This window comes from Mycobacterium sp. E3198, assembly GCF_001667015.1.
Classification (GTDB): Bacteria; Actinomycetota; Actinomycetes; order Mycobacteriales; family Mycobacteriaceae; genus Mycobacterium.
In genome coordinates this window covers 21,692-45,036 of the sequence record NZ_LZIS01000003.1, presented here as the reverse complement: position 1 = coordinate 45,036, position 23,345 = coordinate 21,692, and the positions used below count along the sequence as shown (strand labels likewise).

Here is a 23,345-nt window from a genome sequence, read left to right as displayed (position 1 = left end):
GGCGGCGACTTCCCCGTCGCGGTGGTCGACCTGCGCGACGACCTCGACGCGGAGCGGCGGCTGGAAGCCCTGCGGGAGGCCAAATCGCACCAGCAGCTCGACGGCGCGGTGTTCGAACTGACGCTGACGCTGCTCCCCGACGATCGGTCCCGGCTGCACGTCGATCTGGACATGCAGGCCGCCGACGCGATGAGCTATCGCACCCTGATGGCCGACCTCGCCGCCCTCTACCTGGGCCGCGACCTCCCCGAGTTGGGTTACACCTACCGGGAATACCGCCAGGCAATCGCCCGGCAGGAGGCCCAACCGCGGCCGGAGCACGACGCCGACCGGGACTGGTGGGCGGCTCGCATCCCGCAGCTGCCCGACCCGCCGGCGCCGCCGTCGGCCGGCGGCCGGGGCTCGCGCACCAGCACGCGGCGCTGGCACTGGCTCGACCCGGCCACCCGCGACGCGGTGTTCGCCCGCGCGCGGGCCCGCGGCGTCACCCCGGCGATGGCGCTGGGCGCCGCGTTCGCCAACGCGCTGGCCCGCTGGTCCACCGCGCGATTCCTGCTGAACGTCCCGCTGTTCGGGCGCCAGGAGCTGCACCCCGACGTCGACCTCCTGGTCGGCGACTTCACCTCCTCGTTGCTGCTCGACGTCGATTTGACGGGAGCCGACACCCCGGCGGCGCGCGCGCACGCCGTGCAGGACGCCATGCGGACCGCCGCCGCTCATGCCGCCTACCCGGGGCTGTCGGTGCTGCGCGACCTCAGCCGCCACCGCGGCACCCAGGTCCTGGCGCCGGTGGTCTTCACCAGCGCGCTCGGCCTGGGAGAACTGTTCGGCGCCGACGTCACAACGCAATTCGGCGAGCCCTCCTGGATCATCTCCCAGGGGCCGCAGGTGCTGCTCGACGCGCAGGTCACCGAGTTCGACGGCGGCGTGCTGGTGAACTGGGACGTGCGCGACGGCGTCTTCGCGCCCGGCGTCGTCGACGCCATGTTCGACCACCACATCGCCGAACTGCTGCGGCTGGCCGCCGACGAGGACGCCTGGGACGAGCCCGGCCCACCGGCGCTGCCGGAGGCGCAGCGCGCGGTGCGCGAGGCGGCCAACGGCCGCACCGCCGAGCCCAGCGGCGAGGCGCTGCACGACGGGTTCTTCCGCCGGGCCGAACGGCAACCGGACGCACCCGCTGTCTTCGCGAGCTCGGGCGACCTCACCTATGCGCAGCTGCGCGATCGGGCGCTGGCCGTGGCCGCCGCGTTGCGGGCGGCCGGGATCGGCGCCGGCGACACCGTCGCGGTGCTGGGCCCGAAGACCGCCGAACAGGTGCCCGCGCTGCTCGGGATCCTGGCCGCCGGCGGGGTGTACCTGCCGATCGGCGTCGATCAGCCGCGCGACCGCGCGGAGCGCATCCTGGACACCGGCGGGGTGCGCGTGGCACTCGTGTGCGGCGGCCGGCCGCTGTCGTTGCCGGTGCCCGCCATGGTGATCGCCGACCTGCCGCGCGGCGCGACGCCCGAATTCGCGCCCCCCAGAATCGATCCCGGCGCGCTCGCCTACGTGCTGTTCACCTCCGGGTCGACGGGCGAACCCAAGGGCGTCGAGATGACGCACGACGGCGCCATGAACACGGTCGAATTCGTCAGCCGCCACTTCGACATCGGCGCCGCCGACCGGTGCCTGGCGCTGTCCACGCTGGAATGCGACATGTCGGTGCTGGACGTCTTCGCCACGCTGCGCGCCGGCGGGGCGATCGTGGTGGTCGACGAGGCGCAGCGGCGCGATCCCGACGCGTGGGCCCGGCTGATCGACGCCCACCGGGTCACCGTGCTGAACTTCCTGCCCGGGTGGCTCGAGATGCTGGTCGAGGTCGGAGACGGCAGGCTGTCGTCGCTGCGGGTGGTGCCCACCGGCGGCGACTGGGTGCGTCCCGGCCTGGCCCGCCGGCTGCGGGCGCAGGCGCCCGGCGTCCGGTTCGCCGGGCTCGGCGGCGCCACCGAAACGGCGGTCCACGCAACCATTTTCGAAGTCACCGGGGATCCGCCCGACCACTGGACCGCGGTGCCCTACGGCAGGCCTTTTCCCAACATCGCCTGCCGGGTGGTCGGCGACGGCGGCGCCGACTGCCCCGACTGGGTGGCCGGCGAACTGTGGGTCTCCGGCCGCGGGATCGCCCGCGGCTACCGCGGGCGCCCCGAGCTGACCGCCGAACGCTTCGTCGCCCACGAGGGCCGAACCTGGTACCGCACCGGCGATCTGGCCCGCTACTGGCCGGACGGCACCCTCGAGTTCGTCGGCCGCGCCGATCACCGGATCAAGCTCAGCGGGTATCGCGTCGAGCTCGGCGAGATCGAGGCGGCGCTGCGGCGGGTGCCCGGGGTGCGCGCGGCGGCGGCCGCGCTGGTGTCCGCGCCCGGCGGCGCCGAGGTGCTGGCCGCGCAGGTCCGCCTCGAGGGTGTGGAGCCGGACGCCCGGCGGATCCGCGACGGGCTGGCCGATCTCGTTCCCGCCCACATGATTCCGGCGCACATCTCGGTGGTCGGGCGCATCCCGTTCACCGACGGCGGCAAGATCGACCGGCGCGCCGTCGCCAAGCTGCTGGCCGCGGCGGTGGCCGAGGAGTCGCGCGCGACGTCGGCGCCCTGCGAGGCGCCGGCCACGCGGCTGCAGCGGGCGCTGTGCCACATCGTCGCCGAGCTGCTCCACCGCGACACCGGCGCGGTGGGCGTGCACGACGACTTCTTCTCCCTCGGCGGCGATTCCGTGCTCGCGACGCAGGCCGTCGCGGGCATCCGGCAGTGGCTCGATTCGCCGAGCCTGATGGTCGCCGACGTTTTCGCGGCCCGGACAGTCGCCGCCCTGGCCCAGTTGCTGGTCGAGCGGGAAGCCGGCGGCGGGCGGCTGGAGCAGGTCGCCGAGCTGTACCTGGAAATCGCGGACATGTCGAGCGTCGACGTGCTGTCCGCGCTCGAGGAAAAGCCGAGCGCGCCGGCGCCGCGGGAGTTCCAGCCCTGGGTGAAGCGGTTCACCGGCGCCGCCTCGCGCGGCTCGGTGGTCGTGTTCCCGCACGCCGGCGGTGCGGCCGCGGCCTACCGGTCGCTGGCCAAAGCGCTGTCGGCCAACGGCGTTGACGCCTTCGTGCTGCAGTACCCGCAGCGGGCCGACCGGCGCGATCACCCCGCGTCGGACAGCATCGGCGCGCTGGCGCGCGACCTTTTCGCGGCAGGGGACTGGGCCGCGGCGGCTCCGCTGAGCCTGTTCGGCCATTGCATGGGGGCGGTGGTCGCCTTCGAGTTCGCCCGCGTCGCCGAGAGCAATGGGGTGCCGGTGCGGGTGCTGTGGGCATCGGCCGGGCAGCCCCCGTCGACGGTCGCCGCGTACGGACCGCTGCCGACCAGCGCAAGCGGTGTGCTGGCCGACATGGTGGACCTTGGTGGCACCGATCCGGTGCTCTTGGAGGACGACGAATTCGTCGAACTCCTGGTGACCGCGGTGCAGGCCGACTACCGCGCCCTGAACGCCTACTCCTGCGGCCCGGACGTACGCATCGGCGCCGACATCCATGCGGTTGGTGGCGACCGGGACCACCGGATCAGCCGGGAAACCCTGGCCCGCTGGGAAACCCACACATCCGGCCGATTCACGGTGTCCGACTTCGCGGGCGGCCACTTCTACCTCAACGATCACCTCGACGCGGTGGCCCGGTTGGTGAGCGCCGATGTCCGATAGCGACCCGGTCGTCGTCGTCGGATTCGCGGTGGAGGCGCCCGGCGGGATCGAGACGCCGGACGCCTTCTGGGCGCTGCTGTCCGAGCAGCGGGAGGCGCTGGGGCCGTTCCCCACCGATCGGGGCTGGCCGCTGGAGGAGCTGTTTGACGGGTCGCGGCGGGACGGGTTCAAGCCCATCCGTAATCTCGGTGGCTTCCTTTCCAGCGCAACCACATTCGACCCGGATTTCTTCGGCATCTCCCGGCGTGAAGCGACCGCCATGGACCCCCAACAGCGGGTCGGGCTGCGGGTGGCGTGGCGCAGCGTGGAGAACAGCGGGATCAACCCCGACGACCTGGCCGGTCACGATGTGGGCTGCTACGTCGGCGCCTCCACACTCGAATACGGGCCTCCGCTCTCCGAGTTCTCGCACCACAGCGGGCATTTGATCACCGGGACGTCGCTGGGCGTCATCTCGGGGCGCATCGCCTACACGCTGGACCTGGCGGGTCCGGCGCTGACGATCGACACCGCGTGCTCGTCGGCGCTGGCGGCGTTCCACACCGCGGTGCAGGCGATCCGGGCCGGCGACTGCGACCTCGCGATCGCCGGCGCCGTGTGCGTGATGGGCAGCCCCGGCTATTTCGTCGAGTTCTCCAAAAAACACGCGCTGTCTGACGACGGCCGCTGCCGGCCCTACAGCGCACTGGCCAGCGGCACCGTCTGGGCCGAGGGCGCGGCCATGTTCGTGCTTACGCGCCGGTCCAGGGCGGTGGCCGACGGGCGTCGCATCCTCGCCGAAGTGCGTGCCAGCTGCCTGAATTCGGACGGGCGCAGCGCCGGGCTGATGGCCCCCAGCGGCGACGGGCAGCTGCGGCTGTTCCGGCGCGCCCTCGTGCAGGCCGGTATCGAGCCCGCCGATGTCGGGATGATCGAAGGCCACGCCACGGGAACCCGGCTCGGTGACCGGACAGAGCTATTGTCGATGGCGGCCAGTTACGGCACCGCGCCGCCCGGGCGCGGCCCGCTGCTGGGCTCGGTCAAGTCCAATCTCGGCCATGCCCAGGCCGCGGCGGGCGCGTTGGGCCTGGCCAAGGTGATCCTGGCCGCCGAACACGCCGCGGTGCCCCCGACCCTGCACGTCGACGAACCCAGTCGCGAAATAGATTGGGAGAGCCAGGGTTTGCGATTGGCGGACAAGCTGACGCCGTGGCACGCGGTCGACGGCCGGCGCACCGCGGCGGTCTCCGCGTTCGGGATGAGCGGCACCAACACCCATCTGATCGTCTCGATGCCCGACGGGCGCGGGGCCGCCTGATGGCCCTCAGACTCCTGCCCGACGGGCGGACCCCGGTACTGCTCAGCGCCCACGGCGACGAACTCGTCGGTGTGGATGCCCGGGCGATCGCCGATTATCTCGACCGCTTCCCGGAAACGACCGTGGCGCAGGTGGCCCGGCGGCTGCGCGCAACCCGGCGGGTCCGCGGCTTCCGCGCGGTGGTCCGCGCCGCGGACCGGGCCGAGCTCGTCGACGGGTTGCGCGCGTGGCCGCCGAGCGCGAGCATCCGCTGGTCGCCAGGTCGGCGCTGGGTGCGGCGCCCCGCCAGGTGTTCGTCTTTCCCGGTCAGGGCGGTCACTGGCCGGGCATGGGCGTCGCCGCCTACCGGGCGCTCGCCGGCTACCGGGCCGCCGCCGACGGCTGCGTGGCGGCGTTCGAGGCCGCCGGCGTCGAATCGCCGCTGCGCTACCTGACGGCCGGGGACGACTCGCACGGTTTTTCGGAGATCGAAATCCAGGGAGCGCAATTCGTCCACGCCGTCGCCCTGGCCGAGGTGTGGCGCTCGTGCGGCGTGGTTCCCGACCTCACCATCGGTCAGAGCCTCGGCGAGGTCGCCGCGGCCGTCGTCGCCGGCTGCATCACGGTGCCGGACGCGGTCGCGGTGGTCGCGGCGCGGGCCGGTGTGGTCGACCGCCTTCCGGGTCGCTACGCGATGGCGACGCTGGGCATCGGGGCCGGGGAGGCCGAGGCGCTGATCGCGGCCGCCGACGGCTGGGTGGAGCTGTCCGTGGTCTACTCCGCCTCGACCGTCGCCGTGTCGGGCGAACGCGACGCGGTGCTCACCGTCGCCGACGCCGTCCGCTCCCGCGGCGGATTCGCCCGCGAGATCACCGCCGGGTTCCCGGGGCACACCAGCCTGCTGGAACGGCTGCGCGACGAATTCCACCGGCGGCTGCCCGCGGCGCAATTCGCCGACGCGCCGGTCCAATTCATCGGCGGCACCACCGGCGACGTGGTCGCGCTGGGAACGCGGTTCGCCGACTACTGGTACGCGAACCTGCGCAACACCGTGCGGCTGGACCGGGCATTCGAGTCGGCAATCCGGTGTGGCGCGGGCTCGTTCATCGAGCTGTCGGCCCATCCCGCGCTGCTGTTCTCGATCGGCCAGATCTTCGAGTCCCGCGGGGATCCGGCGGTGCTGGTCGGGTCGGCGCACCGCGACGAGCCGTTGGTCGAGGCGCTGTCTTCGAACATCGTCACCGCGGCGGTTGCCGACCCCGGCTACGGCTGGGGCGATTACTTGGACGCCGGCGGCGTGGATTTGCGTGGCTTCCCGAATGCGCCCATGCGCCCGATTCCGATGTGGGCGCTCCCGGAACCGCTGGATGAGTTGCAGCGACTGACGATTGCCGTCGAGCGCTGGGAACCGACGCCGCCGCCGTCCGCGCCGATCGCGGGACCAGCGGTGCGGATCGCGGTGGTCGGCCTCCGCGGTGACGGTGCGCTCACCGGTTTCCTGCGCGCGGCGATCGAGGCCCACCCGGCGGGCACCCTCGCCGCGCCGCAGGATGCCGAGGTCGTCGTGGTGATCGCACCCGCACTCGACGGCGCCGACGCCGCCGCGGCCGCCGAGACCCTCACGGGTCTGATCGGCACCGGCCAGCTCGACTATGCGCCCGCGCTCGGTCCCTGCTGCCACACCGTCTGTCTGGTCACCGTGGGCGCCGAGCGGGTGGGAGATCGCGACGCGCCGCCCTCACCCGGCCAGGCGGCGCTGGCTGCGATGCACCGCAGCATCGGATTCGACCATCCCGAGCGAAGTTTCACGCACCTGGACCTGCCGGTGGGGGAGCTGACGCCCGCCGCCGGCCGCGCGGCCGTGGCCGGATTGCTGTCCGGTTACGGCGAAACCGCGCTGCGCGGCTCCGACAGCGGCTACGCGATGTTCGAGCGGACGTTGCGCGATGCGCCCGCCCCCGAGCCGATGGGCCCCGGCGCGTTCGACGACGTGGTGATCACCGGCGGCGCCGGAGCCATCGGGATGTATTACGCCCGCCACCTCGCCGAGCGCGGCGCGCGGCGCATCGTCCTGCTGAGCCGCAGGCCCGCGGACCCCGAGCTGCTGACGGCCTTGACGGCCCGACACGGCACCGAGCTCGTGTCGGCGCCCTGCGACATCACCGATGCGGCCCAATTGTCTTTCATCGCGGCGGAATACGGCCGATCCGGCGCGTCGCTGATCGTCCACGCCGCGGGCAGCGCCACGTTCGGCTCGCTGGGCGCGCTCGCGGCCGGCGCCGTAACGGACACCTTCGCCGCCAAGGTTCGCGGCCTCGCCCACTTGGTCGAGGTGTGGCCCATGCGCGCCGACACGCGAATGCTGTTGTGTTCGTCGGTGTCCGGGGTGTGGGGCGGCCGCAAACACGCCGCGTACTCGGCGGCCAACCGGCTGCTGGACGTGGCCGCCGCCCAGCTGCGCGACGCGGGCAGGCATTGCGTCGCGGTGAAATGGGGCCTATGGCAGGCGTCGGCGGAATCGGACCGCGGCATCGCGGATTCGGCCGGAATCGCCGACATCGAGCGGTCCGGGCTGCGCCCGATGGCGCCGCGCGAGGCCATCGAAGCGAGCCTGCGTGACTGGCACGAGGACCCGCTCGTGTTCGCGGCGGATGCGGCGCGGCTGCGAATGTTCCTGGACCGCAGCCGGGCCGGGCCGCTCGGCACGCCGGCACCGGAATCCTTGGGGCACGCACACGACATGGTGTCGGTGGCCGACGCGGTGCGCACCCAGCTGGCGGCCGTGCTCGGCATCGATCGGCCCGCCGAGGTGAACCTCGCCGAATCGCTGTTCGACCTGGGCGTCGACTCGATGCTGGCGCTGGATTTGCGCAAACGCCTCAAACGGATGACCGGCCGGACCGTGTCCCTGGCGACCCTGATGGGCGAACTCACCGGCGACGAACTCGTCGAAAAGCTCGGGGACACCGCCGAGGGCCCCGAAACAGCACAGAAGGTGGACATTTCGCGTGACTGACATCGCCGACCCCGGCGCCCGGCTCGACGCGGTCAGACTGGAACTGCTTCGGCGCAGGCTCGCCGAACGCGGTCTGGCCGGCGACGCCGAAGAAGCTCGTCCCGCGGCCGACGACCGGCTCTCGGACGGCCAGGCCCGCATGTGGTTCGTGCAATCGGCCGACCCGAGCGGAGCGCTGCTCAACGTCTGCGTCTCCTACCGGATCACCGGCGACCTCGACCCCGCCCGGCTGCGCGACGCCGTCAACGCCGTATCCCGCCGCCATCGCATCCTGCGCACCACCTACACCGTCAGCGACGAGGGCGACCCGCGACCCGAGGTGCACGACGATCTCCGCCCCGGGTGGGCCGAACACGACCTGACCGACCTGTCGGAGCACGCCCGCCGGCTTCGCCTCGAGGTGCTGGCGCAACGCGAATTCTCCGCGCCCTTCGACCTTTCCGCCGACGCGCCATTGCGGATCACCGTCGTGCGCACGGCGGCCGCGGAACACGTGCTGCTGTTGGTGGCGCACCACATCGCGTGGGATGACGGCTCCTGGAGGGTGTTCTTCTCCGATCTCACCAAAGCCTACGAGGGCACCCGCCTCGAGCCCCACCGCCCGCCCGCCGCGTCCGGACCGGATACCGGCGAGGCCGACCTCGACTACTGGCGCGCCGTCATGGCCGATCCGCCGGAGCCACTGGAACTTCCCGGCCCCGCCGGAACCAGCGTGCCGACCACCTGGCGCGCCGCCCGCACGACGCTGCGGCTGCCCGCCGGCACCACCCGGCGGGTGACCGCGACGGCGCGGGACACCGGCTGCACCCCGTACATGGTGCTGCTGGCCGCCTTCGGCGCGCTGGTGCACCGCTACACCCACTGCGACGACTTCCTCGTCGCCGCGCCGGTGCTCAATCGGGGCGCCGGAACCGACGATGCCATCGGGTACTTCGGCAACACGGTGGCGATGCGGCTGCGGCCGCGCCCGACGATGAGCTTCAGAGAACTGCTGGCGGCGACGCGCGACGCCGCCACCGGGGCGTTCGCCCACCAGCGGGTCAACCTGGACCGCGTGGTGCGCGAATTGAATCCCGATCGCCGGCACGGCGCCGAACGAATGACCCGCCTGTCCTTCGGTTTCCGCGAGCCCGACGGCGGCGGATTCCGCCCGCCCGGCCTCACCTGCGAGCGCTACGACCTGCGCAGCAACCTCACCCAGCTACCCCTGGGATTCATGGTCGAATTCGGAAGCACCGGCGCGCTGGTCGAGGCCGAACACCTGCTGGAGATCCTGGACCCCCCGCTGGCGCGACAAATGCTGGACCACTTTGCCGTGCTGCTCGACGACGCCCTGGCCCGACCGGACACGCCGTTGGCGCGGCTGGCGCTGCTGGGTGAGGCCGATGCCGACTGGCTGCGTTCGGTGTCGCGCGGTACGGCGTTCGACACCCCGCCCAGGACCCTCGCGGACCTGGTGTCCGAGCAGGCCGCGCGCACTCCCGACGCCGTCGCGGTGGTCTACGAGGACCGCCGGCTCACCTACCGCGCCGTCAACGAGGTGGCAAACCGCCTGGCGCACTGGCTGATCGAGCAAGGCATCGGCGGCGAGGACCGGGTGGCCGTGCTGCTCGACAAGTCTCCGGACCTTGTCGTCACCGCACTGGGCATCGCCAAGGCCGGTGCGGTGTATGTGCCCGTCGATCCCGCCTACCCGCGGGACCGGCTGGAATTCATCCTCGACGACTGCGACGCGAAGCTGGTGCTGCGGGAGCCGGTGGGCGACTTGGCCGCCTACCGCACCGACGCTCCGACGGACGCCGATCGCGTGCGGCCGCTGGGGCCGGACAACACCGCCTACCTGATCTACACGTCGGGCACCACCGGATTACCCAAGGGCGTCGCGGTGCCGCATCGCCCCGTCGCCGAATACTTCGTCTGGTTCCAGCGGGAGTACGGGGTCGACCACACCGACCGGCTGCTGCAGGTCGCCTCACCGAGCTTCGACGTGTCGATCGCCGAGATCTTCGGCACGCTGGCCTGCGGCGCGCGGATGGTGATCCCGCGCCCCGGGGGGCTGGGCGACATCGGCTATCTCACCGCCCTCCTGCGCGACGAGGGCATCACGGCAATGCATTTCGTGCCGTCGCTGCTGGGCCTGTTCCTGTCGCTGCCGGGCGTCAACCAGTGGCGGACGTTGCGGCGGGTGCCGATCGGCGGCGAGCCGCTGCCGGGCGAGGTGGCCGACAAGTTCCACGCCACCTTCGACGCGCTGTTGCACAACTTCTACGGTCCGACCGAAACCGTGATCAATGCCAGCCGCTACCCGGTGGAGGGCCCGCAGGGCACCCGCATCGTGCCCATCGGCCGCCCCAAGATCAACACCACGATGTACCTGCTCGACGATTCGCTGCAGCCGGTTCCGGTCGGCGCGATCGGCGAGATCTACCTCGGCGGAACGCATCTGGCGCACGGCTACCATCGGCGCGCCCGGCTCACCGCCGAACGGTTCGTCGCCGACCCGTTCAACCCCGGCGCCCGGATGTACCGAACGGGAGACCTGGCTCGCCGCAACGCCGACGGCGACGTCGAGTTCGTGGGCCGCGCCGACGAACAGGTCAAGATCCGCGGTTTCCGGATCGAGTTGGGGGACGTGGCCGCGGCCATCTCGGTCGATCCCACGGTAGGACAGGCCGTCGTGGTGGTCAGCGACCTGCCGCGGCTGGGCAAGAGCCTGGTGGGTTACGTGACCCCGGCGGCCGGCGACGACGGGACCCACGATGTCGACCTCGACCGCATCCGCGCCCGGGTGGCGGCGGCGCTGCCCGAATACATGGTGCCGGCGGCATACGTTGTGCTCGACGAGATTCCGATCACCGCGCACGGCAAGATCGACCGAGCCGCGCTCCCCGAACCGGAGGTCGGTTCCGGCGGCGCGTTCCGCGAACCGGACACGGCCACCGAACGCGGCGTCGCCGGGCTGTTCGCCGAGCTGCTCGGCCGGGAGCGGGTCGGCGCCGACGACTCGTTCTTCGACCTCGGGGGCCACTCGCTGCTCGCGACCAAATTGGTCGCCGCGGTGCGCAACACGTTCGGAGCCGACCTCGGCGTGCGCGAGATCTTCGAACTGGCAACGGTGGCCAGGATCGCCGCACGGATCGACACGGGGTACCGGGATTCGGCGAGGCCGCGTCTGGTGCCGGCGCCACACGACGGTCCGGTGCCGCTGTCGGCGTCGCAGCTGCGCAGCTGGGCCACCTATCGATTCGACGGGCCCAACGCCGTCAACAACATTCCGTTCGCCGCGGCACTGCGTGGCCCATGCGACACCGAGGCGCTGGCGGCGGCCGTCACCGACGTGGTGGCGCGGCACGAGATCTTGCGCACCACCTACCGCGAAATCGACGGCGTCCCATACCAGATCATCCATCCCCCCGCCGAGGTGCCGGTGCGCCGCGCCGCCGGACCCGACGAGCGCTGGCTGCGGACCGAACTCGACGGCGAGCGGCGGTACGTCTTCGACCTGGAGAGCGACCTGCCGCTTCGTGCCGCCGTGCTCAGCGTTCCCGGCCGGCACGTGTTGTCGTTGGTGGTGCACCACATCGCCGGTGACCACTGGTCCGCGGGCGTGCTGTTCACCGATCTGCTGACCGCCTACCGGGCCCGCCGCGGCGGGGAAAGGCCGTCCTGGGAACCGCTGGCCGTGCAGTACGCGGACTACGGCCGGTGGCAGGCGGCACTGTTGGACGACGGCGCGGCCATCGCCGGCCCGCAGCGCGATTATTGGGTGCGCCAACTCGAGGGGATGCCGGCCGAAACCGGTCTGCGCCCGGACTTCCCGCGCCCGGCCTCGCTCAGTGGCACCGGCGACGCCGTCGAGTTCAGCCTCGGGCCTGAAATTCGCGACGAGGTGACCACCTTGGCCCGCGGCCTCGGCGTCACCGAGTTCATGCTGTTGCAAGCCGCCGTCGCGGTCGTGCTGCACAAGGCCGGCGGCAGCCCGGACATCCCGATCGGCACCCCGGTGGCCGGTCGCGACGAAGCCGGGCTCGATCGGCTGATCGGGTTCTTCATCAACATCCTGGTGCTGCGCAACGACCTACGGGGAGACCCGACCCTGCGCGAGGTGCTGTTGCGGACCCGGGAGATGGCGCTGGCCGCATACTCGCACCAGGACCTGCCCTTCGACCGGGTGGTCGATGCGGTCAGCCCGGCGCGGTCGCTGTCGCGCAACCCGCTGTTCGACGTGGTGGTGCACGTTCGCGACCGGCTGCCGCAAGACACCGTCGTCGACAGCGGCCCGGCCGGCGACACCACGTTCAGCGCGCTGGAGCCGACCTTCGACGTCGCCCACGCCGACATGTCGGTCAACTTCTTCGCCTCCGACGACGGCTACCGCGGACACGTCATCTTCCGGCCCGAGCTCTATCGACGCCACACCGCCCGCCGCTTCGCCGGATGGCTGGTCCGCGTCGTCGAGGCGTTCGCCCGCCATCCCGATCAACGGCTGCACGAGGTCGAGATCGCCGGAGCGCAAGAGCGACAACGCATCCTGGACCGGTCGACCACGGGCGACGGCACGGCGCGGGTATACCTGCTGGACGCGTGGCTGAACCCCGTCCCGGCCGGCGTGGTGGGCGACGTCTACTACGGCGGCGGCCCGGCCGTCATCGCCCGGCTGGCGACCCCCTCTCTGACCGCCACCCGCCTGGTCGCCGATCCGTTTGCCGCGCAACCCGGTTCGCGGCTCTACCGCACCGGTGAGCGTGGCGTGTGGGGCGACGACGGCCAGCTCGAGCTGATGGCCGCCACGACGGCGGCGCCACCGGCGACGGCCGCAGCCGTCACCGGCCCGACCGAACCGCCGGCCACCGCCACGGAGCGCACGCTGGCGGACATCCTCACCGACGTGCTCGACGCCCCGCAGGTCGGGCGCCACGACGAGTTCTTCAACCTCGGCGGCGACAGCATCCTCGCGGTGCGGGTGGCCGCGCGGGCGCGCGACGCCGGCCTGCCGCTGAACCCGCGCATGGTCTTCGAGCATCCCGTGCTGCACGAGCTGGCGGCCGCGCTCGACGCCAAGTCGGACGCGGAAACCGGTTCGCACGACACGCATCACGCGCCGATGAGCACGTCGGGCCTGTCCGCCGACGAACTGACGGCCCTCACCTCCTCATGGGATAGCCGGCCGTGACCCGAGCCGAACAGCGACCGGCCGTCGAGGACGTGATGGCGCTCAGCCCGCTGCAGCAGGGGCTGTTCGCGATGACGACTCTGACCGATCCGGACGCGGCCGACCCGTATGTCATCGCGATGGCCGCCGACGTGGCGGGTGCGCTGGACGTCTCCCTGCTCCGCGACTGCGCCGCGGCGATGCTGGCGCGGCACCCAAACTTGCGGGCGAGCTTCGTGCACGGTGACCTCAGCCGGCCCGTGCAGGTCATTCCCAGCGCCGTCGAGGTGCCCTGGCGACAGGTCCGGGCCGCGCCCGACGCGGTCGAGACCCTGGAGGCGCAGGAGCGCCGCCGCCGCTTCGACCTGGGCCGCGGGCCGCTGATCCGGTTCCTGCTCATCGAATTACCCGACCGGCGTTGGCGTCTGGTCATCGTCGCGCATCACCTCGTCATCGATGGGTGGTCGCTGCCGCTGTTCGTTTCCGAACTGCTCGCCCTGTACCGCGCCGGCGGCGACGGCGCGGCCCTACCCCCATCGCCGCGGCCGTATCGCGACTACATCGGCTGGCTGGCCGGCCGGGACCAGGCGCGCAGCCGGGCGCTGTGGGCCCAGCACCTCGCCGGGCTCGACGGGCCGACCCTCCTGTCGCCGGCGCTGACCGCCACCCCGCCGCGGGCGGGCATCCCGGGCCGCACCACGCTGCGCCTCGACTGCGACGCCACCACCGCGCTGGCCGAGGCCGCCCGCACCCGCGGCGTCACCCTCAACACCCTGGTTCAAATGGCTTGGGCGGCGATACTTTCGGTGTTCACCGACCGCAGCGACGTGACCTTCGGGGTGACGGTGTCCGGCCGGCCCGACGAACTGTCGGGCGTGGAGACGATGGTCGGCCTGTTCATCAACACCGTGCCGTTGCGGGTGCGGCTGGATCCCCAAAAGACGGTCGGTGCGCAATGCGCCGCCCTGCAACGGGAATCGGCCGCCCTGCGCGACCACAGCTACCTGGGGCACGCCGAGTTGCGCTCGCTCGCCGGCATCGGCGAGATGTTCGACAGCCTGCTGGTGTACGAGAACTTTCCGCCCGGGGCGGTGGTCGGCGCCACCGAATTCGCGGCCAACGGCGCCACGTTCCGCCCGGCGACGTTGGAGAGCGTGTCGCACTTCCCCGTGACCATCGCGGTGCACCTGAGCGCGGGGGAGCTCACCGTGCTGGTGGAGGTGCTCGACGGCGCGCTGGGCACCATGGCGCCCGAGGGGCTCGGCGGGCGGCTGCTGGCGGTGCTGCGGCGCCTGGTGGACAACTGGGACCGGCCCCTGCGCGAGGTCGACGCCCTGCTGGACGGCGAGCACCGCCCGATTCCGCCGAGGGCATCCGCGAACCCGGTCGCCGTGCACACCAGGTTCGCCGAAGTGGCCGCGGCGCAACCCGATGCGGTGGCGGTCAGCTGGGCCGACGGCCGGCTGAGCTACGGCGAGCTCGACGCGCTCGCCGACCGGCTGGCCGCGGCCCTGAGCCGGGCGGGCGTGGCCAGCGAGACCCCGGTCGCGATCACCCTGCCGCGGGGCCCCGGGTATGTGGCCGCGATGCTGGCGATCCTGAAGGCCGGCGGCACCATCGTGCCGCTGGATCCGGCGATGCCGGAGGACCGGGTGGCCGAGATCCTGCGCCAGACGTCGGCGCCGATCGTGCTCGACGAGCGACGGTTCGCCGCCTTCACCGAAACCGCCACGCCCGCCCATTACCGCGCGGCCACGGTGCCGCCGGATCACGCGGCCTACGCGGTCTTCACCTCGGGCACCACCGGCGCACCGAAGGGCGTCGTCGGCAGTCACCGGGCGCTGACCGCCTACGCCGCCGACCACCTCGAGCGGGTGCTGCGACCGGCCGCCGCGCGACTCGGGCGACCGCTGCGCATCGCGCATGCCTGGTCGTTCACCTTCGACGCCGCGTGGCAGCCGTTGGCCGCGCTGCTTGACGGCCACGCGGTGCACATCATCGACGGCGACGGCCAGCGCGACGCCGAGGCGCTGGTCGCGGCGATCGACCGGTTCGGCCTGGACATGATCGACACCACGCCGTCGATGTTCGCCCAGCTGCACACCGCGGGGCTGTTGCGCCGGGTGCCGCTGGCGGTGCTCGCGCTCGGCGGCGAAGCGCTGGGCGCCGCGGCCTGGCAAGTGATCCAACGGGAATGCGCCCGCACCGCCATGGCCGCCTTCAATTGCTACGGGCCCACCGAGACCACGGTCGAGGCCGTCGTCGCCGCCATCGACGAGCACCCGCGACCGGCGATCGGGCACCCGACCCGGACCACCCGCGCCTACGTGCTGGACTCCTGGCTGCGGCCGGTGCCGGACGGCGCCGCCGGCGAGTTGTACCTTTCCGGCGATCAGCTGACCCGCGGCTACCTCGGGCGTGCGGCCGAGACCGCGGCGCGGTTCGTCGCCGACCCGCACGGCGGCGGCGAGCGGATGTACCGCACCGGGGATGTGGTGCGCCGCATGCCCGACGGCGGCCTGGAGTTCCTCGGGCGCAGCGACGATCAGCTCAAGATCCGCGGCTTTCGCATCGAACCGGGTGAGATCGTCGCGGCGCTCAACGGGCACGAGGGGGTGCGCGCCGCCCACGTGAGCGCCCGCCACCATGCCAGCGGGCCGCGGCTCGCGGCGTACGTGGCGGGCGGCCCCAATCCGCCGGCGGTGGCCGACCTGCGGTCGATGCTGCTCCAGCGGCTGCCGCGCTACCTGGTGCCCCACCACATCGTCGTGCTGGACGAGTTGCCGCTGACACCGCACGGCAAGATCGACGAAAAGTCTTTGGCGGCAACCGTTATCGCGGTCGAACGCGCCGTTGGGCCCGAGACCCCGACCGAGGCGGCGCTGGCCGAGGCGTTCACCGACGTCCTGGAAGTCGCCTCCGTCGACGTCACCGCCGCCTTCCTGGACATGGGCCTGGACAGCATCGCGGCCCTGTCGGTCGTGCAGGCGGCCCGCCGGCGTGGCGTCGGGCTGCGGGCCAGGCTGATGTTGGAGTGCGAGACCATCCGGGAGCTCGCCGCCGCGATCGACGACGATGCCGAACAGCTCGCGCCCCCCGAGGCACCCGGCCCAATTCCTGTGCTACCCAGCGCGCATTGGCTCTACGAGTACGGCGAACCGCGCCGGCTCGCGCAGACCGAAGCCATCCGGCTGCCCGACACCGTCACCCGCGAACACCTGCGCGCCGCGCTGGCCGGCATCATCGACGGCCACGAGGTGCTGCGCACCCGACTGGATCGCGCCGCGATGACGCTCGTCGAAGGCGCCGCCGCCGACATCCTCACCGAAGTCGACGTCGAGGACCTGCGCGAGGCGGTCACGGCGCAGGCGTCCGCCGCCGTCGAGCGCCTCGACCCGGAGCGGGGAACTCTGTTGGCCGCGGTGTGGCTAAGGCCACCGAGCGGCGACAGCGTCCTGCTGTTGGCGGCCCACGTGCTGGCGATGGACCCGGCGTCGTGGCGTGTGGTGCTCGGCGAATTGGACGCCGCGCTGGGGGCTTTGGTCGCCGGGCGGCCTCCCGCGCCGGTGCGGGAGCACACCAGCTACCGGCGCTGGGCCGCCGCGCTGGCCGAGCGCGCCCGCCGGCTGGACACCGTCGGCTTCTGGCGCGCCCAACTCGAGGGCGACGATCCGGACATCGGCGCCCGGCGGATCCGACCGGGCCGCGACGTGGCCCGCGACCTCGTCGTCCGCACCGCCCCGGTCGATGGCGACGTCAGCGGCCGGTTGCTGAATTCCCAAGCGCCCCTGCCCGACCTGCTCGTCGCCGCGACCGCCGCGATGGTGACGGGCTGGCGGCGGGCACGGGGCCAGGCCACGCCGCCGCCCCTGCTCGCGCTGGAAACCCACGGCCGCGCCGACGCGCTGCTGGACGCACCGGGCGCGCGCGCCGTCGACACCGGCGACACCGTCGGGCTGCTCAGCTCGATCTACCCGATGCGGGTCGACCCGGCCCGACCCGTCGCCGAACAGCTCGCCGAGATCCCCGGCGACGGGATCGACTACGGGCTGCTGCGCTACCTGCGCGCCGACACCGCCGAGCGGCTCGCCGGCTTCCCGGGGCCGCAGCTGCTGCTGAACTATCTCGGCGCCGCCCACAGCGGCGGCGGCACCACACTGCGCCTCGACCGCGAGCTGCTCGCCGATGTGTCACCGGTGCCCGAGCCCGACCTCGCGGTGCGCCACGAGCTCACCATCCTCGCCGTCGTGCTCACCGCCGGGGACCAGCGGATGCTGGTCACGCAATGGCGGGCGCTGCCCGGCATCCTCGACGACGCGGATATCGCCGCGCTGCAACAACTATGGTCCGACAGCCTCAGGGAGGTGGCGACATGAGCACGCTCGCGATCGTGGGCGCCGGAGCCAAGGCGGTGGCCGTCGCCGCCAAGGCTTCGGTGCTGCGCGACATGGGTGTCGAGGTCCCGGATGTGGTCGCCGTCGAACGCATCGGGGTGGGGGCCAACTGGCAGGCCAGCGGCGGCTGGACCGACGGCGCGCACCGGCTGGGCACCAGCCCGGAAAAGGACGTCGGGTTCCCCTACCGCTCGGCGCTGGTGCCGCGCCGCAACGCCGAACTCGACGAGCGGATGACCCGCTACAGCTGGCAGGCATACCTCATCGCCACAGCGTCGTTCGCCGAATGGATCGACCGCGGCCGGCCGGCGCCCACCCATCGCCGGTGGAGCCAGTACCTAGGCTGGGTGGCCGACCAGGTCCGCCTGAACGTGGTGCACGGCGAGGTCGAACGGCTGGCCGTCGACGACGACTGCTGGGCGCTGCAGACCCACGAAACCACCGTGCACGCCGAGGCCTTGATGATCACCGGCCCCGGCCAGGCCGAGAAGTCGCTGCTGCCCGGCAACCCCCGGATGCTGTCGATCGCCCAGTTCTGGGACCGCGCCGCGGGCGACGACCGGATCAGCGCCGAGCGGGTGGCGGTGATCGGCGGGGGCGAGACGGCCGCGTCGATGCTCAACGAGCTTTTCCGCCATCGGGTTTCGACGATCACCGTCATCTCGCCGCAGGTGACATTGTTCACCCGCGGCGAGGGCTTCTTCGAGAACTCGCTGTTCTCCGATCCCACCGACTGGACCGCGCTGACGCTCGACGAACGCCGCGACGCGCTGGCCCGCACCGACCGCGGCGTGTTCTCGGCCAACGTGCAGGAAGCGCTGCTGTCCGACGACCGTATCCGCCACCTGCGCGGCCGGGTCGCCCACGCGGTGGGCCGCGAGGGGCAGATCCGGTTGACCCTGTCCACCAACCGCGGTAGCGAAAACCTCGAAACGGTCCACGGTTTCGATCTGGTCATCGACGGATCCGGCGCCGACCCGCTGTGGTTCACCCCGCTGTTCAGCCAGGACGCGCTCGACCTGCTCGAGCTCGGCCTGGGCGGCCCGCTCACGGCCGACAGCCTGCAGGAGGCCATCGGCTACGACCTGGCCGTCACCGACGTCACCCCAAAGCTGTTCCTGCCCAACCTGTCCGGACTCACTCAGGGCCCCGGTTTCCCCAACCTGAGTTGCCTCGGGCTGCTGTCCGACCGGGTGCTGGGCTCGACGGCGCATCCGGTCAAGCAGAAAACGATGAGGAGAAGCGATGAGCACCAACCCCTTCGATGACGACGGCGCCGCGTTCTACGTGCTGGTCAACGACGAGGAGCAGCACAGCCTGTGGCCGGCGTTCGCCGAGGTCCCGGCCGGCTGGCGCGTGGCGTACGGCGAAGCGAGCCGGTCGGCGTGTTTGGACTACGTCGACGAGAACTGGGCCGACATGCGGCCGAAGAGCCTGCGCGAGGCCATGGCGGCCGGCTGAACGCGGGTAGCGTGCCCGTTCCGTGACCCGCCCGAGACCAAGAACAGCAGGCGCTACGGGCAGAATCACAACTCTTACTCACCAGGGGGAGGACCTGACCATGAGAATGAAACCCTTGAAATCCGTGGCCATCAGCGTGATCGCCATGGGCGCGGCGGCCGTCGGCGTCACGCCCGTCGCTCCCGTCGCCGCGGCGCCGCAGCCACAGGATCCGCCGCCGGCGCCGGGACTGCCGACCGCGGAGCAGCTGGCCAACTTGTGCAATCAGGCCACCGACCCCGGCGTGTCGTACACGACCAAGACCAACCTGGTCCAAAACGGCATCGCCCCGGACGAGGGCCACGTGGCCGACCACGACCTGCGGAAGGCGTACCGCAACGGAAACTTTCCGGAGACGTTCGCCGTGACGAACATTGCGCCGGCCGGACCGGACGTGGCCCAGGCCGACGTCGCGATCTCGGGTCCGAGGTTCGCCGGACCGGTCGAGAAGCACCTCGCGTTCGTCAACCAGGGCGGCAACTGGATCCTGCAGCACGACGCCGCGATCGCCCTCATCCAGGCCGCGACCGCGACGAACTAGCGAAGCCGCGCGGCCTGTGCACCCACACAGTGGGCGCACAGGCTGCTCACATAGTCTGGCCGTAACGTCACACTGCGCAAAAGCGAAACAACAGTCGAAAGATGCACACTGGCACCGTCGGTCGATGCGTGCCGACCTGAGGGGGGACCATGAAAACCGTGAAATTCTTCGCCGGCGGTGCGGCAGCCCTGGCCGTCATCGGGGGAGCGGCCGCCGGCATCACGTCCATCGCGGCGCCGGGCCAGTCGGACTCGGTGCGACTCATCGCGGTCGGCGCGCCCTTGCCGCAGGATCCGCCGCAGGCGGTGAACGTGCCGACGGCCGACCAGTTGACCGGTCTGCTGACCAGCCTCGCCGACCCGAGCATTTCGTTCTCCAACAAGAGCAATCTGGTTGAGGGCGGAATCAGCGGGCTCGAAGCCCACGTCGCCGACAAGAAGCTGCAGAAGGCGGCCAAGAACGGAGACCTGCCGCTGGCGTTCAACGTGACCAACATCCAGCCGGCCGCGGCCGGGTCCGCGACGGCCGACGTGGCGGTTTCGGGTCCCAAGCTGACGTCGCCGGTCACCCAGAACGTCACGTTCGTGAACCAGGGCGGCTGGGTGCTGTCGCGCTCCTCGGCAATGGAGTTGCTGCAGGCCGCCGGTCAGTGATCGGCGCGCACGCCGCGCAGGTCTAGTTTGGCGACGCGGTCCGGGTCGGCCAGCACATCGATGGTGGCCACCCGCCCGTCGCGCACCACGAATCCCATGACCGCCGTGGGCCGCCCGTCGACGAACACGACGGCGCCGGCGGCGCCGTTGACGATGGCGGGGCGCGCCTCGCGCTCCGGCCCCGCGTAGCCGCGGGCGAGTCTGGCCACCGAGGCCGCACCCTCGGCGCGGAATACCGCGGTGCCGCGGCCGAAGTCGCCCCGCAGCACGACGTCGGGATCTAGGACCGACACCAGCCGGTCGAAGTCGCCCGCGCGCCCCGCGGCGAAGAAGGCGTCGACGACCTCGCGCTGCGCGGCGACGCCCCCGTCGGGCGCCGGCTCGGCCCGCTCGATGCGCCGGCGCGCCCGGCTGGCCAGCTTGCGCGTCGCCTCCGGGGTCCGCTCGACGATGGGCGCGATCTCGTCGAACGGGACGGCGAACACGTCGTGCAGCACGAACGCCAGCCGCTCGGCGGGCGGCAGCGTGTCCAGCACCACGAACAGGGCCAGGCCCACCGCGTCGGCCAGCATCGCCCGGTGCTCGGGATCGAATTCCCCGTCGGCGTCGACGATCGGATCCGGCAGGTGACCGAGCGGCTCCTCCCGCCCGCGCCCGTGCCGGTCGCGCAACGTGTTCAGGCAGATGCGGGCCACCACCGTGGTCAGCCAGGCGTCGACATTCGCGATGTCCTGGTCGGCGCCGCTGAGCCGCAGCCACGCCTCCTGCACGGCGTCCTGCGCGTCGTCGATCGAGCCCAGCATGCGGTAGGCGATGGCGCCCAGCCGGGGCCGCGCCGCCTCGAAACGCGCGGCCAGCGCGGCCCCCCGCCCATCCGGCTTCGTCACGCGCGGTCCTTCTCGGGCAGCGCGCACACCCGGTCACCGGAGAAGCCGGACGATCCGATGCCGAGCGCGATGTTGAACCGGGCCCGCATGTTGCCCAGCGTGATGACGTGGGTGAGGCCGACGAGCTGGGCGGGATCGAAATGGGCGCGCAGCGCGTCGAAGAGCTGATCGCTCACCTCGACCGGGGTGCGGCTCATCGCGGTGGCGTACTCCAGGATCAGCTTGTCCAGCTCGGAGAAGCAGGCGGCGGTGCGGTAATCCGACAGGGCCAGCAGTTCCTCGTCGGTGAGTCCCCACTGGCGCGCGATCTGCGAACCGAGGTCGATGCAGTACTCGCAGCCCACCGTGGTCGCCGACTTCAGCTCGGCCAGCGCGCGGTGGCGGGGACTGAGCACGTCCAGCTTCGACTCCGCCTGCTCGAGCCGGCCGTAGGCGCTGAGCAATCGGGGGATGTGCGCGTACATCCGCAGCGGTTCGAGCATGCCGGCGGTCTCGAGCCCGGTCATCTGCGCCAGCTTGCGCTTGGTGAAGAAGAAGGCGATTTTGGCGCCCAGGCCGGCGTCGCGGTCGGAGACTCCTGGAAGGCGAGCCATGGCGGTCCTCCTTGAACGTGGTCCTTTCTACGTCGACACCCGGCGACGCGGAAATGTGACCGCGCCAGAGTCAGGTCTGGTGGCTCAGCGGCATGTCCATGTCGAACACCCGGGCGTGCAGCACGGTGCGGTTCCGCAGCGCGGCGCGCACCGCGCGGTGCAGGCCGTCCTCGAGGTAGGTGATGCCCCGCCAGCGCACCGCGTGCGGGAAAAGGTCGCCGTAGAACGTCGAGTCCTCCGACAGCAGCCGGTCCAGCGCCAGCACGGTCGTCGTCGTGACCAGTTCGTCCAGTCGGATCTGCTGCGGCGGTATCTGGGACCAGTCCTTGTAGGACAGCCCATGCTCGGGGTACGGCTTGCCGTCGCGCACGCCCTTGAAAATCATTGTGTGCCGCCCGACCGGTGCATGCTGGACAGGCTAGCCCCGCTGGTGCCGGCCGTCGCCGCCAGACGCCGCGAGTGGCGGTGAGAACCTGCTGGCACCGTAAAATGGACGCGATCAAGGAGGTGGGAGCCGATGGGAAGTGCCGAGGAGCGTCGCTTCGAGGTACTGCGCGCCATCGTCGCCGACTTCGTCTCCACCCAGGAACCCATCGGCTCCAAGTCGTTGGTGGAGCGCCACAACCTGGGCGTGTCGTCGGCAACGGTCCGCAACGACATGGCGGTGCTGGAGGCCGAGGGCTACATCACCCAGCCACACACCAGCTCCGGGCGGGTGCCCACCGAAAAGGGCTACCGCGAGTTCGTGGACCGGCTGGCCGACGTCAAGCCGCTGTCATCAGCCGAGCGGAGCGCGATCCAAAGCTTTCTGGAGTCCGGCGTCGACCTCGACGACGTGCTGCGCCGCGCGGTGCGGCTGTTGGCGCAACTGACCCGGCAGGTGGCGGTGGTGCAGTACCCGACGCTGTCGACGTCGACCGTGCGCCACCTGGAGGTGATCGGCCTGACGCCCGCGCGGCTGCTGATGGTGGTCATCACCGACTCGGGCCGGGTGGACCAGCGCATCGTCGAACTCGGCGACGTCATCGACGACCATCAGCTGTCCCAGTTGCGCGAGATGCTGGGCCAGGCTCTGGTGGGCAAGAGGCTTGCCGCGGCGTCCACCGCCGTCGCCGACCTGGCCGGTGAGCTGCATGGGCGCAGCGGCCTGGCCAACAGCCTCAGCGACGCCGTCGGCCGCTCGGCGACGGTGTTGCTGGAGTCGCTGGTGGAGCACACCGAGGAGCGCCTGCTGATGGGCGGCACCGCCAATTTGACCCGCCACGCCGCGGATTTCGGCGGTTCGCTGCGGTCCATCCTGGAGGCCCTCGAGGAGCAGGTGGTGGTGCTGCGGTTGCTGGCGGCCCAGCAGGAGGCCGGCAAGGTGACGGTGCGTATCGGGCACGAGACCGCCGCCGAGCAGATGGCGGGCACCTCGATGGTGTCCACCGCCTACGGCACCTCCGATACCGTGTACGGCGGTATGGGTGTGCTGGGCCCCACCCGGATGGACTATCCGGGAACTATCGCCAGCGTGGCAGCGGTTGCTCTTTATATCGGCGAAGTTCTGGGTGCCCGATGACCGCGCACCCCGGTGTTTGGTGACGGCCGCATAACGGCGGCACAAGGAAGGT

Annotated in this window: 12 protein-coding genes and 1 pseudogene; 10 read left to right on the top strand and 3 right to left on the bottom strand. The window is 71.9% G+C overall.

Going from position 1 to position 23,345, the window contains the following annotated elements; genetic code table 11:
* The 9 genes and pseudogenes from A5673_RS01390 to A5673_RS01350 all read left to right on the top strand — a co-directional run.
* On the top strand, nt 1-3,720 hold a 3,720-nt coding region (locus tag A5673_RS01390; RefSeq protein ID WP_068226721.1), incomplete at its 5' end, for a non-ribosomal peptide synthetase.
* A complete protein-coding gene (locus A5673_RS01385) occupies nt 3,710-5,017 on the top strand; it encodes a polyketide synthase (RefSeq protein ID WP_068226718.1) in 1,308 nt (435 codons plus the stop codon). The genes A5673_RS01390 and A5673_RS01385, both read left to right, overlap by 11 nt.
* A pseudogene (gene mbtD, locus A5673_RS01380) lies at nt 5,017-8,012 on the top strand (mycobactin polyketide synthase MbtD). The gene A5673_RS01385 and the pseudogene mbtD overlap by 1 nt, the downstream one beginning before the upstream one ends.
* A complete protein-coding gene (locus A5673_RS01375; protein ID WP_068226717.1) occupies nt 8,005-13,185 on the top strand; it encodes a non-ribosomal peptide synthetase in 5,181 nt (1,726 codons plus the stop codon). Before mbtD ends, A5673_RS01375 begins: the two are co-directional and overlap by 8 nt.
* A complete protein-coding gene (locus A5673_RS01370; RefSeq protein WP_068226716.1) occupies nt 13,182-17,540 on the top strand; it encodes a non-ribosomal peptide synthetase in 4,359 nt (1,452 codons plus the stop codon). Before A5673_RS01375 ends, A5673_RS01370 begins: the two co-directional genes overlap by 4 nt.
* Nucleotides 17,537-18,826, top strand: coding sequence for an NADPH-dependent L-lysine N(6)-monooxygenase MbtG (mbtG, locus tag A5673_RS01365; protein WP_068226715.1), 1,290 nt, complete (start codon nt 17,537-17,539; stop codon nt 18,824-18,826). Before A5673_RS01370 ends, mbtG begins: the two co-directional genes overlap by 4 nt.
* Nucleotides 18,804-19,019, top strand: coding sequence for an MbtH family protein (locus tag A5673_RS01360; RefSeq protein WP_068226714.1), 216 nt, complete (start codon nt 18,804-18,806; stop codon nt 19,017-19,019). The genes mbtG and A5673_RS01360 overlap by 23 nt, the downstream gene beginning before the upstream one ends.
* A 106-nt stretch (nt 19,020-19,125) precedes the next feature.
* A complete protein-coding gene (locus A5673_RS01355; protein WP_068226713.1) occupies nt 19,126-19,599 on the top strand; it encodes a hypothetical protein in 474 nt (157 codons plus the stop codon).
* A 149-nt stretch (nt 19,600-19,748) separates the two neighbouring features.
* A complete protein-coding gene (locus A5673_RS01350; protein ID WP_068226712.1) occupies nt 19,749-20,252 on the top strand; it encodes a hypothetical protein in 504 nt (167 codons plus the stop codon).
* Here the strand turns inward: A5673_RS01350 and A5673_RS01345 are convergent.
* From A5673_RS01345 to A5673_RS01335, 3 genes are all read right to left on the bottom strand, one after another.
* Nucleotides 20,246-21,139: a sigma-70 family RNA polymerase sigma factor gene (locus tag A5673_RS01345; protein ID WP_068226711.1), complete on the bottom strand. Its 894-nt coding sequence runs from the start codon at nt 21,137-21,139 to the stop codon at nt 20,246-20,248. The genes A5673_RS01350 and A5673_RS01345 overlap by 7 nt on opposite strands.
* Nucleotides 21,136-21,732: a carboxymuconolactone decarboxylase family protein gene (locus A5673_RS01340; protein ID WP_068226710.1), complete on the bottom strand. Its 597-nt coding sequence runs from the start codon at nt 21,730-21,732 to the stop codon at nt 21,136-21,138. The genes A5673_RS01345 and A5673_RS01340 overlap by 4 nt, the downstream gene beginning before the upstream one ends.
* A 70-nt stretch (nt 21,733-21,802) precedes the next feature.
* The gene (locus A5673_RS01335) at nt 21,803-22,117 is read right to left on the bottom strand and encodes a type II toxin-antitoxin system VapB family antitoxin (protein ID WP_066914047.1); all 315 of its coding nucleotides are present in this window, start codon (nt 22,115-22,117) and stop codon (nt 21,803-21,805) included.
* 132 nt (nt 22,118-22,249) lie between these two features.
* Between A5673_RS01335 and hrcA the strand changes: the two genes are divergently transcribed.
* Nucleotides 22,250-23,293: a heat-inducible transcriptional repressor HrcA gene (hrcA, locus tag A5673_RS01330; RefSeq protein WP_068226709.1), complete on the top strand. Its 1,044-nt coding sequence runs from the start codon at nt 22,250-22,252 to the stop codon at nt 23,291-23,293.
* The last annotated feature ends 52 nt before the right edge of the window (nt 23,294-23,345 follow it).

Coding starts and splice junctions, on each gene's coding strand:
- hrcA (WP_068226709.1), top strand. CDS start 22,250: ATGGGAAGTGCCGAGGAGCGTCGCTTCGAGGTACTGCGCGCCATCGTC.
- A5673_RS01335 (WP_066914047.1), bottom strand. CDS start 22,117: ATGATTTTCAAGGGCGTGCGCGACGGCAAGCCGTACCCCGAGCATGGG.
- A5673_RS01350 (WP_068226712.1), top strand. CDS start 19,749: ATGAAAACCGTGAAATTCTTCGCCGGCGGTGCGGCAGCCCTGGCCGTC.
- mbtG (WP_068226715.1), top strand. CDS start 17,537: ATGAGCACGCTCGCGATCGTGGGCGCCGGAGCCAAGGCGGTGGCCGTC.
- A5673_RS01385 (WP_068226718.1), top strand. CDS start 3,710: ATGTCCGATAGCGACCCGGTCGTCGTCGTCGGATTCGCGGTGGAGGCG.
- A5673_RS01340 (WP_068226710.1), bottom strand. CDS start 21,732: ATGGCTCGCCTTCCAGGAGTCTCCGACCGCGACGCCGGCCTGGGCGCC.
- A5673_RS01360 (WP_068226714.1), top strand. CDS start 18,804: ATGAGCACCAACCCCTTCGATGACGACGGCGCCGCGTTCTACGTGCTG.
- A5673_RS01355 (WP_068226713.1), top strand. CDS start 19,126: ATGAAACCCTTGAAATCCGTGGCCATCAGCGTGATCGCCATGGGCGCG.